This window comes from Streptomyces jumonjinensis (assembly GCF_009600885.1).
Taxonomy (GTDB): Bacteria; Actinomycetota; Actinomycetes; order Streptomycetales; family Streptomycetaceae; genus Streptomyces; species Streptomyces jumonjinensis.
The window spans coordinates 85,814-99,520 of record NZ_VCLA01000170.1 but is presented as its reverse complement, the minus strand read 5'-3'; the positions used below and the strand labels follow the sequence as shown (position 1 = coordinate 99,520).

Sequence of the window (13,707 nt, the reverse complement as noted above, 5' to 3'; positions counted from 1 at the left end):
GCACCACCCCGGAGCGGACCCCGGACCCCAGCACACCGCACCCAGCCCCGGAGCGGACCCCGCACCTACCCCACCGGCCCCAGCCCAGAACAGGCCCCACGGCCTCTGGCCTGGGACCCGCTCAGCCGCTCACCCCGTGAGCCCCTCGTACCCCCGGACCTCGCGCGGATCCCGGGGCCCCGGCCCCGTGTAGCGCGCGGAGGGCCGCACCAGTCGCCCCGTCCGCTTCTGCTCCAGGATGTGCGCCGACCACCCGCCGGTGCGGGCGCAGGTGAACATCGAGGTGAACATATGCGCCGGGACCTCGGCGAAGTCCAGCACGATCGCCGCCCAGAATTCCACGTTCGTCGCCAGCACCCGGTCCGGACGGCGGCTGTGCAGCTCCGCCAGCGCCGCCCGCTCCAGCGCCTCCGCCACCTCGAAGCGCGGGGCCCGCAGCTCCTTCGCGGTACGGCGCAGCACCCGCGCCCTCGGGTCCTCGGCGCGGTAGACGCGGTGGCCGAAGCCCATGAGCCGCTCGCCCCGGTCCAGGGCCCGTCTCACATAGGCCGTGGCGTCGCCGGTCCGCTCGATCTCCTCGATCATCCCCAGCACCCGGGACGGCGCGCCGCCGTGCAGCGGCCCGGACATCGCGCCCACCGCGCCCGAGAGCGCCGCCGCGACATCCGCGCCGGTGGAGGCGATGACCCGGGCGGTGAAGGTGGAGGAGTTCATGCCGTGTTCGGCGGCCGAGGTCCAGTAGGCGTCCACGGCTTTCACATGCCGGGGGTCCGGCTCCCCGCGCCAGCGGACCATGAACCGTTCGACCACCGACTGCGCTTTGTCGATCTCCCGCTGGGGGACCATCGGCAGCCCCTGCCCGCGGGCGCTCTGCGCGACGTACGACAGGGCCATCACGGCGGCCCGCGCCAGATCGTCCCGGGCCTGCTCGGCGTCGATGTCGAGCAGCGGCTTCAGACCCCACACCGGCGCGAGCATGGCCAGGGCGGACTGGACGTCGACCCGGATGTCGCCGGAGTGCACGGGGAGCGGGAAGGGCTCGGCGGGCGGCAGCCCCGGCTCGAACGCCCCGTCGACGAGCAGGCCCCAGACGTTCCCGAAGGAGACCTGGCCGCCGAGGTCCTCGATGTCGACGCCCCGGTAACGGAGCGCCCCGCCTTCCTTGTCGGGTTCGGCGATCTCGGTCTCGAACGCGACGACTCCTTCGAGTCCGGGACTGAAGTCGGACATACGGCGGCTCCTCACGGTACTGACGTGCTGAACGTACTGACGGCTTACGGCGGGTGCGGCCCCGGGCGGCAGGCGGCGGACGGCCGGCGGCCACAGGGGCGAGGCGGACTGGCGCCCTGCGGCAGGATGGTCCCGTGACCGATGCCGCCGCCCAGAGCTCCCCGCCGGATCCCGCTGTCATGCGCGAGCAGTATCGCTCGACGCCGCTGCTGGAGGAAGATCTCGCGCCGACGCCGATGGATCAGTTCGCCCGCTGGTTCGCGCAGGCCGTGTCCGCGGGCCTGCATGAGCCGAACGCCATGGTGGTCTCCACCGCCACCCCCGACGGCCGTCCCTCTTCGCGCACGGTGCTGCTGAAGGGGTACGACTCCCGGGGCTTCGTCTTCTACACCAACTATGCCTCCCGCAAGGGCCGGGAGATCGCGGCCAACGCCCATGTCTCGCTGCTCTTCCCCTGGCATCCGATCGCCCGTCAGATCATCGTCACGGGCACGGCCGCGCGGATCGGCCGGGACGAGACGGCGGCGTACTTCCGCAGTCGTCCGCACGGCTCGCAGCTCGGCGCGTGGGCGAGCGAGCAGTCGGCGGTGATCGGCTCCCGGGCGGAGCTGCTCAGCCGGTACGAGGAGCTGGCCGCCCGCTATCCGGAGGGGGAGCAGGTGCCCGCGCCGCCCGAGTGGGGCGGTATCCGGGTGACGCCGGAGACGGTCGAGTTCTGGCAGGGGCATGAGAACCGGCTGCACGACCGGCTGCGGTACGCGCCGACCGCAGGGGACGGCGGCTGGCGGGTGGAACGGCTGGCTCCCTGAGGGACTCACGCGGACGACCCGTGGGCCTTTCTCCTTCCGTCCGGACGGAGAGGAGAACCGGTCGGACACCGGCGGCCCACGGGTCGGGTGACTGCTTGGGATTGCGGCAGGAGGCCTGCCGACGGCACAGCGTGCGACAGCAGGCTCTAGCCCGCAGTCACCTCACGCATCCGAGAAGAAACCACTTCCGGATCACCTCCTTTCGTCGTGTGGCACCCACAGTAGGAGCCCCCTCAGGACGCCTCAACCGAATTAAATGAGCCGTTCTGACGGCCTCCGACGGACAACGAATGCCCGGAACCTGGCGTGCCCTCCGGCACATTCGAGTTGAATGGGTTCTGACGTGCGACGACTCACGTGGACACGTCCGGCGGGGGGCCGTGATGACTGCTTCGAAGAGCGAGCCGACGCTGGCGGCGACGGCGGGTGCGGAGCTGCTCGCCGCGCTGCTCGACGGGATGGACGCGGCGCTCTGCGCGTTCGGCGCGGACGGCACCGTCACCCACTGGAACCGGGAGGCCGTGCGCATCCTGGGCTGGTCCCGGGAGGAGGCCGTGGGCCGGCGCGGCCTCGCCGGGTGGGCGGTGCGCTCCGCCGACGCGGACGAGGTGCAGAAGCGGCTGATGGCCGCGATGGGCGTACCGGGGCGTACGGTCCATGACATGGCGCTGCTCCGCAAGGACGGCGGCCGGGTGCTGGTGCGCACCCAGTCGGCCCGGGTGCTGGGCGCGGACGGCGAACCGGCGGGGGTGTACTGCGCGTTCAGCGAGGTGCACACCCATGTCGATCTGGAGCGCTCCATCGCGCTGAGCGAGGCGCTGTTCGACGACGCCTCCTGGGGCGTCGTCCTGGTCGACGTCGATCTGCGGCCCACCGTCGTCAACGCGTACGCGGCGCGGGCGCTGAGCGCGGGCCAGAGCACACCGCTGGGCCGTCCGCTGGGCGAGCTGGTCGCCGACGGCGTGGCGGAGCTGGAGGGCGCGCTGCGGCATGTGCTGTCGGAGGGCGCTCCGCGCGGGGTCAGCGAGATGTGGGTGACGCTCGTGGGAGCGGGCCCAGGCGGGGAGCCGCGCCGCCGTTGCTGGCGCAATGGGTTTATGCGGCTGGCGTCCCCGCTGGCCAAGGAGCCCGTGCCGCTGGGCGTCGGCTGGCTGTTCCACGATGTGACGGAGGCCAAGCTCGCCGAGCAGAGCGCGGATCTGCTCCGGTTCCGGGCGGGCCAGCTGCACCGGGCGGGCCGGGCGGCGGCGGAGTGCGAGGACCCGATGACGGCGGCGACGGTGTACGCGGACTTCGCGCTGGCCGGTTTCGCGGATCATGTGCTGCTCGATCTGGTGGAGCCGGGGGACCGGAAACGGCTGGTCCGCGCGGCGGCGACCCCGGAGGGCACGCCGGGCCCCTGCGTCCCGGTGATGGGCGGCGGTCTTCCGCTGCGGTACGCGCCGGGCCATCCCGCGCTCCAGGCGGTGGACCGCGCGGGCTCGGTCCTCGCCAGCGCCCCGGCGACGGGGCCGGAGGACTGGCCCCGGGACCGCCAGTGGCCTCCGGGGACGGCGCACGCCCTGTGCACGGCGCTCAGAGGCCGGGGCCGCGCCCTGGGCGCGGTGACCTTTCTCCGTGGCGGGTCCCGTCCGGCGTTCGACCGGGCGGACGCGGTGTACGCGGAGACGATGGCCGCGCTGATGGCGTCGGCGCTCGCGGCGGGCGGCCCGGCCACGGGGTGACGCGGGCCGTCCGGGGCCCGCGTCCGTTCGGCCCGCGCCCGCGAGCGGTCTCCAGGCCCCGGTTCAGCGCCGGTAGAAGATCCGGTCTCCGTACTCCCGCATGACCCGGCCGTTCCACTCGTGCCCGCCGTCCACATTCCCCGAGCGCAGCATCGGCGGCTCCACGCCCCGCTCGGCCAGCCGCTCCACGGCGGCGGCGACGGCCGCCTGCATCAGGGCGCTGGTCACCACGGTCGACGCCGGGGCGAAGGGCGCGTCGACGCCTTCGCAGGTCAGCTCGGCGTCCCCTACCGCGATCTTGGAGTCGAGGACGATGTCGCAGTGGTCCTTGAGGAAGGTGCCCGACGCGTGCCGGGACTTCGTCCCCTCGGTGTACGCGACCGAGGTCAGCCCGATGACCGTGAGGCCGAGCGCCCGCGCGTTCATCGCCATCTCGACGGGCAGCGCGTTCCGGCCGGAGAGCGAGATGATCACCAGTAGATCCCCCCGCTGGGCCGGGCTGGTGTCGAGCACCGCCCCGGCGAGCCCTTCGACCCGCTCCAGCGCGGAGCCGAGCGTCGCCGGCATGACGTCGACGCCCACCACTCCGGGGACGGCGAGCAGATTCATCAGGGCGAGGCCGCCGGCCCGGTAGACGACGTCCTGGGCGGGCAGTGAGGAGTGCCCGGCGCCGAAGGTGAAGAGCCGGCCGCCCGACTCGACGGTGTCCGCGATGGCCTCGCCGGCGGCGGTGATGTTCGCCGCCTCCTCGTCCCGTACTCGTTGCAGCAGACCGATCGCGGAGTCGAAGAACTGACCGGCCAGCTTGCTCTCGCTCATCATCGAGCCCTTTCCGGGGTGCGGGGACGCGAATGCGGGGCGCGCGTGCCCGGGTATGTATGGAACATGGAGCGCGCCGGGGAATATCCCGTGCCGCCGATCACGTTGCGGTCTGGACCATTGCCCTGTCAATACACGCTCCGGCACCGGTGTCTCCCGGCCACCGGTCCAGGCGCGACACGGTTGTCGGTGGGATGCGTAAGAATTGAGTCCGGGGCCGCAGCGCACGATTTCAGCGAGGGGCACGTATGTCCGGACTGATCGACACCACGGAGATGTATCTCCGCACCATCCTTGAGCTGGAAGAGGAAGGTGTGGTTCCTATGCGCGCCCGCATCGCCGAGCGGCTCGACCAGAGCGGGCCCACGGTCAGTCAGACCGTGGCCCGGATGGAGCGGGACGGCCTGGTGACGGTCGCCGGGGACCGCCATCTGGAGCTGACCGGCGAGGGCCGGCGGCTGGCGACGCGGGTGATGCGCAAGCACCGGCTCGCCGAGTGTCTGCTCGTCGATGTGATCGGCCTGGAGTGGGAGCAGGTCCACGCCGAGGCATGCCGCTGGGAGCATGTGATGAGCGAGGCGGTGGAGCGGCGGGTGCTGGAGCTGCTGCGCCACCCCACCGAGTCCCCGTATGGGAACCCGATCCCGGGCCTGGAGGAGCTGGGCGAGAAGGCGGAGGCCGATCCGTTCCTGGACGACAGCATGGTCTCGCTGGCGGATCTGGACCCGGGGGCGGACGGCAAGACCGTGATCGTGCGGAGGATCGGCGAGCCGATCCAGACGGACGCCCAGCTGATGTACGCGCTGCGGCGCGCGGGCGTGCAGCCCGGCTCCGTGGTCAGTGTGACGGAGTCCGCGGGCGGGGTGCTGGTGGGCAGCAGCGGCGAGGCGGCCGAGCTGGAGCCCGATGTGGCCTCGCATGTCTTCGTCGCCAAGCGCTAGCCAGGACTTCCCGCGCAAGGTCCACCAGGTTCCGCACGGTCCACCAGGTCCCGCTGGGTCCGCCAGGTCCCGCTGGGCCCGGCTCGGCGGGCGGTGGAGCCGGCTTCAAGGGTGCCCCGGACGGCCTTCGCCCCGTCCGGGGAATGTCTCTCCCCGGGACGGGGATTCGGGCGTGCGGTGCTGTCGCGCGCGTTTCCGCCCGCTCGGTATGACACGCGGTACGACAAGCGTCTCTTTCTGCCTATATCACCGGCCCGCCTGACGTGATTCCGGCCAGGAATCGCTCCGCTCGGGGCAATCGCGTGCGACGCTGTCAGCGAGGCATATGACGCCTGGCCGGGGAGGGATGAGGGTGACGCGCCCGCGTACGCCTCTTCGTATTCGATGGTCCGGCCGGTATGTCCCGTATTCACGGGCGATTGCTCCCGGGGCATTCCACCGGATATCCGCCGGGTCGGCCCCGGCCGGGGTCACCGTGCCCGCGCGGCGGCCCCGAGGCGGAACATCCGAGGAGCGGCTGCGAGGAGGCCCCCGCCGGACGCGAGAACACCCTCGCCGGACGCGAGAACACCTCCGCCGGGAGCGGGATCATCCCGGCCGGACAGGGGATTGCCCCGGCGTCCGAGGACGCCGGGGCCTGCCCTCCCCTGTGCTGACCCGGAGCCCCGAGCTCTCAAGGTCAGCCCCCGCGGACCGTCTTCCCCGAGCGGCCCGCCTCCCGCTGAAGGTCTCCCCAGGACAGCGGGAGTCATGCCTGGCAAGAGGTCACTCGAACGTGGGGTGTTGCGCGCCGTAATCATATTTTCGAATGAGTGTTCGATAAACTGAAGGCACCCGGCGGGTGGGGATTCGGCCGGGCCGTGAACCGGACAGTACGACCGGGGAAGAGAAGGGGGTGCCGGGCACATGGTGCGCCGCATCGACGTGACCGGAGCCGATGGCGTGGACCTGGCCGCCTGGGAGCTCGCGGATCCGCAGACAGGGGGCCGCGACCCCCGGGGAGATCCTGATGCGGACCCCGGAGCGGCGGAGTCCGCGCCGGGGGCCTTACTGCTGCACGGCCTGATGGGACACGCGCCCCACTGGGCCGCCACGGCCCGCTGGCTCGGTGCGACCCACCGGGTGGTCGCACTCGATCAGCGGGGCCATGGCCGGAGTGCCAAGCCGCCCGAGGGCCCCTTCACCCACGAGGCGTACACCGCCGACGCCGAGGCGGCGGTCGAGCGCCTGGGCCTCGCCCCGGTGACCCTGATCGGCCACTCGATGGGGGCGCTGACCGCCTGGCGGCTCGCGGCCCGCCGCCCCGACCTGGTCAGGGCGCTGGTCATCTGCGATATGCGGGCGTCCGCGCTCGGCGCGGCCTCGCAGCAGGAGTGGGAGCAGTGGTTCGACTCCTGGCCCCTGCCGTTCGCGTCGCGCGCGGACGCCCACCGCTGGTTCGGCGCTGAGGACCCCTGGCTGGAGCACCCCAGCCCGGCGCGCGGCGACTTCTTCGCCGAGGTGATGACCGAGGGCCCGGACGGCTGGCGTCCGGTCTTCTCCCGCCGCCAGATGCTGCTGTCCCGGGAGAGCTGGATCAAGGACGCCCACTGGGAGGAGCTGGCCAAGATCCTCTGTCCGGCCCTGGTGGTCCGGGGTCTGGACGGCGAACTGGGCCGCGCCGAGGCCCAGGAGATGGTCCGAGTGCTGCCCCTCGGGCAGTACGCGGAGGTGGCGGACGCGGGCCATCTGGTCCACTACGAGCGGCCCGAGAGCTGGCGCGCGGTGGTGGAGCCGTTTCTCGCGGCCCTGCCCGCGGACCCGTATCCGGCGGTGAAGCCCCTTCCGGGCGAGGCGAGAACCTTCGGCCCCTGAGCTCCAGCCCGGCGGCCCTCCGCCGGAACGGGCTCGCCGCAAGGGCCGCACGAGCCGAAAGGGCCACAAGGGCCAGCAGGCCAGCGGGGTCAGAAGGGTCAGAAGGGTCAGAAGGAGAAGAGCACTCCGCCGCCCAGGCTCGCCCACATCTCACAGCCGTTGTTGTACGTGCCGAACCACTCGACCCGCTGCCCGCGCCACACCCCGTCCGCCGTGACCGTGACCGGGTCCCACTCCCGCGTACAGCTCGTCTGCGGGAGGGCGGACGGCAGCTCCGCGAAGTCGCCTTCCACGGAGCGCAGTTCCCGGCAGGCCGCGGCGGGCGACGGATGGGTGCCCGTCGCGGCCGGGGCACAGCCGAGGGTCACGGCCCGCTGGACGGCCGACTCCTTCGGCGATTCCCCCTTGCCGATGGTGAGGACGAGCGCCGAGGGCGCGTACAGACCGGCCGCGCGGGCGGCCGGGGCCGCGAGCGGGCCGGCGGCGGGCTGCGCGAGGGCGACGGCCGCGGGCTGCGCCGTCCGTGCCTGGGGCGGTACGGACTGGGGCGGTACGGCCTGCGCCGCACCCGCCGCCGTACCGCTCAGTGCCAGTGCGGCGGCCACGGCGATCGTGCTGCGTACAGAACGCATCGGTGAAACTCCTTCGCTCTGAGGGTGACTGCGCTCGGGAGTCTTTCGTAAGCGGACAGTGAACGCACATGGATCACCGTTTTCCGGCCGCGCGTGCGAACGAATGGGTGACCGAATGATCGTTTGGGCAGCTCGCGCCCCCTGCCGGACGCCCCGTCAAGGCGTCCGGCATATGGACAATCATGAATGGTCCAGCGTGAAACAATCGCGTGAGCTGGGAAAACGTTCTGCTGGTACGTTTCCCCGGCCATCCCGCATCGACGCGAAACCACCGGTTCCACTACAGCGGCGGAGCCGCTCAGCCCTTGCTCACCGCTGTCAGGATCTCCGGCAGCCGCCGCGCCGCCATGGGGGCCGCGAGCCGCAGCCCGGCCCAGCCGAGCAGCAGCCCGTACAGCGCCCCGAACGGCAGCACGCTCCACAGCCACGCGTGCCCGTCCGTCGAATGGAGCCAGATCGTCGCGGCGATCACCGGAGCGCACAGCGCCGCCGCAGCGAGCATCCCGCCGAGGACCGACATCCAGGCCAGTCCCGTCTGCCCCGGTGCGACGTTCTTGTAGGCGCTGTCCTGCGGGATGGAGTACGGGAACCGGGCCGAGGAGATCGCCCCCGTGCCGAGCATCGCGCCCAGCACCGCGAGCGCGACCCCGGTCGCGGACGGCAGCGCCTGCCAGTCGTCGAGCACCGCCGCGACGATCACCGTGACGACGACCGTGTACGGGAGGGTGACCAGCAGCAGCGCCAGGGCCCGCGCCCGCAGTTCGGCGTACGCGTCCTTCGTCGTGGCGATGGTCTGCGCCACCATCCAGAACGCGGAGGTGTCCTGCCCGAACTGGTTGTACATCTGCACCCCCAGCATCCCGGAGGCGAAGCACGTGAAGTAGATCGACCCCGAGCCCTGGAAGGCGTTGAACAGCGGCACGATGAAGCCGATCGCCAGCGCCGAGACCCAGGCCGCCTTTGTCTTCGGATCGCGCTGCACATAGCGCAGACTGCGCCGCATCACCGTGCCCGTACGGCTGTCCGGCAGCAGCCGGTGCTGTCCGGACGAGCGCTCCCCGCGGGCCTTCGACTCCTGTGCGGCGGCGAGCGTGGATCCGTCCGGGGCCGTCATCAGCTTAGTCAGACTCCGCTGCCAGGGGTGGAGCAGTCCGTACAGCGCACCGGCCGTCAGCGCGAGCTGGGCGAGGGCGGTCCCGTACGCCCCCTCGCTCGCGGAGTCGATCGCTCCGATCGCGGCGGCCGGGGGCAGCCACTGGATGATCCCGGCCGCCGGCTCCAGTGCGGACAGCCCGCCCGACTCGCCCAGCCGCTGCACCCCGAAGTTCACCAGCTGGGCGCCGATGGCGATCACCAGACCGCTCAGCACCGCCAGATCGCGGCCCTTCCGCGAGGTCAGCAGCCGGACATTGGCCGCCGCGACGGCCCGCGCCAGCGCCACGCACACCAGCAGCGCGAGGGGAACGGCGAGCACCGAGACGAGCAGCGCGACCGCCCCATGGGCGAGCGCGAAGGCCGAGCCCAGCAGCAGACAGAGCGCGAACAGCGGTCCGATGCCCATCAGCGACGCCGTCAGCAGCGCGGCGACCAGGGGTCGCGGGCGCAGCGGCAGCATCACCAGCCGGGTCGGGTCGAGGGTCTCGTCGCCGCCGGGGAAGAACAGCGGCAGCACGGCCCAGCCGAGCGCCAGTACGCCTGTGAGCAGCACGGTCACCGAGACCGCGTGCTCGTTGCCACGCAGCAGGATCAGCCCGAGCAGCTGGCCCGCGGCGAAGAGCAGGGCGAAGACGAGGGAGGTGACGAAGACGGCGGTACGGGTCGACGACTGGCGCAGTCCATTGCGGAGCAGCGACAGTTTGAGCTGTACGAAGACTCCGGCCAGCGCGCCCGCGCCGAGGGCGTCCCGCTCTCGGACGGTGGCCGCCGCCGGGGACCCGCCCGGGCCGCCGGTCACGCCGGTCGCGGTCTCGTCATGTGCCGCACCCGAGGACCCGGCACCCCAGGGCGCGGTCTCGGACGGTCCGGTCTCGGACGGTCCGGTCTTGGACGGTCCGGTCCCGGGCGTCCTGCCGCTCATCGCGCACCGCCGGCGCCGGTGCCCGCACCCGAGCCCGAGCCCGAGCTGCCGCCGAGCCAGTCGAGCGACTCATGTTCGTTCCGCCCGCTCGCGCCGACGAGCTCCAGGAACGCGCTCTGGAGGGACGGCGCGTCGCCGCGTACCTCCGCGAGCGGGCCCTGTGCCCGGATCCGGCCGGCGGCCATCACCGCGACCCAGTCGCACAGCGACTCCACCAGCTCCATCACATGGCTGGAGAAGATCACGGTCGCGCCCGACGCGGTGTACCGCTCCAGCACCCCGCGGATGGTCTGCGCCGAGACCGGGTCCACCCCCTCGAACGGCTCGTCGAGGAAGAGCACTTCGGGGTTGTGCAGCAGCGCCGCCGCCAGCCCGATCTTCTTGCGCATGCCGGTGGAGTAGTCCACGACCAGCTTGTGCTGGGACCCGGCCAGATCCAGTACGTCCAGCAGCTGTGCGGCCCGTTTGTCCACCTCCGCGCCCGGCAGTCCGCGCAGCCGCCCCATGTAGGCGAGCAGCTCACGGCCCGAGAGCCGCTCGAACAGCCGCAGCCCTTCCGGCAGTACGCCGATCCGGGACTTCACCCCGACCGGATCACGCCAGACATCGTGTCCGGCCACCTCCACCCGGCCCTGATCCGGGCGGAGCAGCCCCGTCACCATCGAGAGCGTGGTGGTCTTGCCCGCTCCGTTCGGGCCCACCAGACCGATGAACCGGCCCGCGGGGAGGGTGAGATCGATGCCGGAGACGGCTATCTGTTCGCCGAACCGCTTCCACAGCCCCTCCACACGTACGGCGGGCACCGCCGCTGGTGCTCCGCCCGCGTCTGTGCCCCCGGCTGCTGTCGTCCGGTCCTCCGGCATGCTGCCCCTGCCCTTCGATGTCCCGTATGTCATACGCGGCAGCGCTTTGTGAGCGTTGTACGCGTCGGTTACGAGTCCACCTTAAGTAGGCGTCTTAAGCAGGCGTCGCTTTAAGCCCCCTGGGTGCGGGCCGCCGCCGCGTCCCGGCCGCAGGCGTACGCCAGCGGGCTGATCAGCTCCTCGGCGTCCGGCAGCCATCGGTTGGCGTTGGTGGGGCGGCGGGCCCACTGCACCGCGCCGCGCCCGCCCACCCGGGTCGGCGGGGCCGCGACATAGTCGCCGTCGCCCCGGGTGACCAGGTCGAGCGAGCTGGGGGCCCAGCCCAGCCCGCGGATCAGATCGGGGATCTTCGCCGCCGCGCCGGGCAGCACGAAGAACAGCATCCGGCGATCGGGGGTGCAGGTCACCGGCCCGAGCGGTAGATCCATCCGCTCCAGCCTGGCCAGCGCCAGAAAGCCCGTCGACTCCGCGACGTCGAGCGCGTCGAAGGTCCGGCCCGTGGGCATCAGGATCGACGCCTTGGGGTGCTCGCCCCAGAGCCGCCGGGCCTCGGTGGCGCTGCCCGTCGCCTGGTTCGCCCAGTCCGGCCGTGTGGGGTGCGCTCCCGGAGTCGCGCAAGCGGCGTCGCCGCAGGAGCAGTTCTCCCGGCCGTCCGCCGCCTCCAGCCAGGTGCCGGGAAAGACGTCCCAGTGTCGTTCTTCCGCGTAACGCACCGCGTGATCCAGCAGTTGCTCACCTCTCTGCTGGGGGTTCCGCGCGGCTTCTCTGACTCCGATGGTCTCTTCCACGACCCACTCAACTCCCGCCGTCACCATGAGTTACGGGCACCCTACGGCCCGCCCCGCGATCATGATCTCGCATATGGGGCGCATCGATGCACGGATGGGGGCGCGCGACGAGAGGGGACCCGGCGGCGGGTAGCTACGTGTACAAGGGGGACGGGATGTCGCCTGCTCCGGGAGGAGGTCCACATGGCCGGCCGCCCGGATTCCAGGGGTTTCCGCAGGGCTGGCCGACCGGGATCAGCCAGGGCTCCATACGGCTCGGAGGGGTGTCCGCGAGGACTTCCCGCAGGACAACGGGGATGTCGCCGAAGCGTCGCGAAGTCTCTCCCAAGGCTCAGCCAGGGCTCTGCCGGGGCGGCGGGCGGAACAGCGGCGGCGCGTTTGGAAAAACCAGACCAAGTCCGTCAATTCTGCATTCTCCGCATATCCGCCGGGCAGTGATTCCTGCGTGGATCACCGCGGCCTCAGGGGGTTTTCATGGCAGCCAGGCCTCTCGTCGCCCGACAGCCGAACGAACGGTTGCAGGCACTCATCCAGGAAGCCGGGTGTTCCAACGCCGGGCTCGCCCGCCGCGTCAACATGGTCGGCGCGGAGCGTGGGCTGGACCTGCGCTACGACAAGACATCGGTGGCGCGTTGGCTGCGCGGGCAGCAGCCGCGCGGACGCGCCCCGGGCATCATCGCCGAGGCGCTGGGCCGCAAACTGGGCCGTACGGTCACGATCGACGAGATCGGCATGGCCAACGGCAAGAATCTCGCGTCCGGCGTCGGTCTCCAGTTCTCGCCGACCGTGCTCGGGGCCATCGAGCAGGTCTGCGAGCTGTGGCGCAGCGACGTCGGCCGCCGGGATTTCCTCTCCGGGGCGTCCGTCGCCGCGTCCGCCCTGGTCGAACCCAGCCGTGACTGGCTGATCACCGGCGCGGACACCCAGGTCGCGCGCTCGGCGGGCGCCCGGGTGGGCGGCTCGGACGTCGAGGCGGTACGGGCGATGACCGCCGCGCTCACCGAACTCGACCACCGCTTCGGCAGCGGACATGTGCGCCCGGTCGTCGTGCACTATCTCAACTCCGTGGTCTCCGGGCTGCTCTCGGGCTCCTACCGGGAGTCCGTCGGCCGGGAGCTGTTCGCCGCCGTCGCCCGGCTGACCGAACTCGCGGGCTATATGGCCGTCGACACCGGACAGCCCGGTCTCGCCCAGCGCTACTACATCCAGGCGCTCCGGCTGGCACAGGCGGCGGGCGACCGGGGGTACGGCGGATATGTGCTGGCCGCCTCCATGAGCCATCTCGCCGCCCAGCTGGGCAACCCCCGCGAGATCGCCCAGCTGGCCCGTGCCGCGCAGGAGGGCGCGCGGGGGCATGTCACCCCGCGCGCGGAAGCGATGTTCCTCGCGGCCGAGGCCCGTGGGCACGCCCTGCTCGGGGACGCCCGCACCTGTCAGACGGTGGCCGGGAAGGCGGTCTCCGCGCTGGAGCGGGCGGAGCCGGACACGGGCGACGACCCGGCGTGGATCGCCCACTTCGACCGCGCCTATCTCGCGGACGAACTGTCCCACTGCTACCGGGATCTGGGCCAGGCGGAGACCGCAGCGCACCAGGCGGCCGAGGCGCTGGACGGCCATCCGGAGTCCCGGGCGCGGCGGCGGGCGATCGGACTGATCCTGCTGGCCACGGCGCAGGTGCAGCAGCGCGAGGTGGAGCAGGCGTGCCATACGGGCACCCGTGCCGTGGATCTGCTGGCGCGGCTGCGCTCCAGCCGGGGCGCGGAGTATCTGGAGGATCTCCAGCAGCGCCTTGAGCCGTACGCGGACGAGCCGGCGGTCCGTGAGTTCGGGGCGCGGGTGGAGATGCAGGCGGCGTAGCCGCCGCGGTTCGGCCCGCCGCGGGGAGAGTTCTCCGGCGGCCCGCCGGTGTGTGCGTCCGAGGGGCCCGGGGCACCCGGTAGCGTGAGCCGACGTTTCCGTAGGTCCATGTT

At 72.2% G+C, this 13,707-nt stretch carries 11 protein-coding genes; 5 read left to right on the top strand and 6 right to left on the bottom strand.

The genetic code is table 11. The annotated features are described in order from the left end of the window. Window positions 1-129: 129 nt before the first annotated feature. A complete protein-coding gene (locus tag FF041_RS25305) occupies window positions 130-1,230 on the bottom strand; it encodes a citrate synthase 2 (RefSeq protein WP_153524939.1) in 1,101 nt (366 codons plus the stop codon). A 179-nt stretch (window positions 1,231-1,409) separates the two neighbouring features. On the opposite strand from FF041_RS25305, the gene pdxH reads away from it, so the two are divergent. Continuing rightward, window positions 1,410-2,039 carry a pyridoxamine 5'-phosphate oxidase gene (pdxH, locus tag FF041_RS25300; RefSeq protein WP_153525055.1) on the top strand — a complete coding sequence of 210 codons (630 nt, stop codon included), beginning with the start codon at window positions 1,410-1,412 and terminating at the stop codon, window positions 2,037-2,039. A 383-nt stretch (window positions 2,040-2,422) separates the two neighbouring features. Further along, window positions 2,423-3,763 (top strand): PAS domain-containing protein, encoded by a 1,341-nt coding sequence (locus tag FF041_RS25295; RefSeq protein WP_153524938.1) that lies wholly within the window; start codon window positions 2,423-2,425, stop codon window positions 3,761-3,763. Between the two features lie 63 nt (window positions 3,764-3,826). Here the strand turns inward: FF041_RS25295 and FF041_RS25290 are convergent, their stop codons facing one another. Continuing rightward, window positions 3,827-4,582: an SIS domain-containing protein gene (locus FF041_RS25290; RefSeq protein ID WP_153524937.1), complete on the bottom strand. Its 756-nt coding sequence runs from the start codon at window positions 4,580-4,582 to the stop codon at window positions 3,827-3,829. A gap of 248 nt (window positions 4,583-4,830) precedes the next feature. Between FF041_RS25290 and FF041_RS25285 the strand changes: the two genes are divergently transcribed. Further along, a complete protein-coding gene (locus tag FF041_RS25285; protein WP_153487542.1) occupies window positions 4,831-5,523 on the top strand; it encodes a metal-dependent transcriptional regulator in 693 nt (230 codons plus the stop codon). 906 nt (window positions 5,524-6,429) lie between these two features. Continuing rightward, window positions 6,430-7,377 carry an alpha/beta fold hydrolase gene (locus FF041_RS25280; protein WP_153524936.1) on the top strand — a complete coding sequence of 316 codons (948 nt, stop codon included), beginning with the start codon at window positions 6,430-6,432 and terminating at the stop codon, window positions 7,375-7,377. A 107-nt stretch (window positions 7,378-7,484) separates the two neighbouring features. On the opposite strand, the gene FF041_RS25275 is transcribed toward FF041_RS25280, so the two are convergent. From FF041_RS25275 to FF041_RS25260, 4 genes are all read right to left on the bottom strand, one after another. Continuing rightward, the gene (locus tag FF041_RS25275; RefSeq protein WP_153524935.1) at window positions 7,485-8,009 is read right to left on the bottom strand and encodes a subtilase-type protease inhibitor; all 525 of its coding nucleotides are present in this window, start codon (window positions 8,007-8,009) and stop codon (window positions 7,485-7,487) included. Window positions 8,010-8,307: 298 nt separating this feature from the next. Continuing rightward, complete coding sequence (locus FF041_RS25270; protein WP_228388616.1) at window positions 8,308-10,086, bottom strand: transporter; 1,779 nt, start codon at window positions 10,084-10,086, stop codon at window positions 8,308-8,310. Beyond that, window positions 10,083-10,949, bottom strand: coding sequence for an ABC transporter ATP-binding protein (locus FF041_RS25265; RefSeq protein WP_153524934.1), 867 nt, complete (start codon window positions 10,947-10,949; stop codon window positions 10,083-10,085). Before FF041_RS25265 ends, FF041_RS25270 begins: the two co-directional genes overlap by 4 nt. A gap of 110 nt (window positions 10,950-11,059) precedes the next feature. Continuing rightward, on the bottom strand, window positions 11,060-11,764 hold the full coding sequence (locus FF041_RS25260; protein WP_153524933.1) for a bifunctional DNA primase/polymerase: 705 nt from the start codon (window positions 11,762-11,764) through the stop codon (window positions 11,060-11,062). A 447-nt stretch (window positions 11,765-12,211) separates the two neighbouring features. Between FF041_RS25260 and FF041_RS25255 the strand changes: the two genes are divergently transcribed. Next, on the top strand, window positions 12,212-13,594 hold the full coding sequence (locus tag FF041_RS25255; RefSeq protein ID WP_153524932.1) for a transcriptional regulator: 1,383 nt from the start codon (window positions 12,212-12,214) through the stop codon (window positions 13,592-13,594). Window positions 13,595-13,707 lie beyond the last annotated feature (113 nt).

Coding starts and splice junctions, on each gene's coding strand:
- FF041_RS25260 (WP_153524933.1), bottom strand. CDS start 11,764: ATGGTGACGGCGGGAGTTGAGTGGGTCGTGGAAGAGACCATCGGAGTC.
- pdxH (WP_153525055.1), top strand. CDS start 1,410: ATGCGCGAGCAGTATCGCTCGACGCCGCTGCTGGAGGAAGATCTCGCG.
- FF041_RS25285 (WP_153487542.1), top strand. CDS start 4,831: ATGTCCGGACTGATCGACACCACGGAGATGTATCTCCGCACCATCCTT.
- FF041_RS25255 (WP_153524932.1), top strand. CDS start 12,212: ATGGCAGCCAGGCCTCTCGTCGCCCGACAGCCGAACGAACGGTTGCAG.
- FF041_RS25305 (WP_153524939.1), bottom strand. CDS start 1,230: ATGTCCGACTTCAGTCCCGGACTCGAAGGAGTCGTCGCGTTCGAGACC.
- FF041_RS25265 (WP_153524934.1), bottom strand. CDS start 10,949: ATGCCGGAGGACCGGACGACAGCAGCCGGGGGCACAGACGCGGGCGGA.
- FF041_RS25295 (WP_153524938.1), top strand. CDS start 2,423: ATGACTGCTTCGAAGAGCGAGCCGACGCTGGCGGCGACGGCGGGTGCG.
- FF041_RS25270 (WP_228388616.1), bottom strand. CDS start 10,086: ATGAGCGGCAGGACGCCCGGGACCGGACCGTCCAAGACCGGACCGTCC.
- FF041_RS25275 (WP_153524935.1), bottom strand. CDS start 8,009: ATGCGTTCTGTACGCAGCACGATCGCCGTGGCCGCCGCACTGGCACTG.
- FF041_RS25280 (WP_153524936.1), top strand. CDS start 6,430: ATGGTGCGCCGCATCGACGTGACCGGAGCCGATGGCGTGGACCTGGCC.
- FF041_RS25290 (WP_153524937.1), bottom strand. CDS start 4,582: ATGAGCGAGAGCAAGCTGGCCGGTCAGTTCTTCGACTCCGCGATCGGT.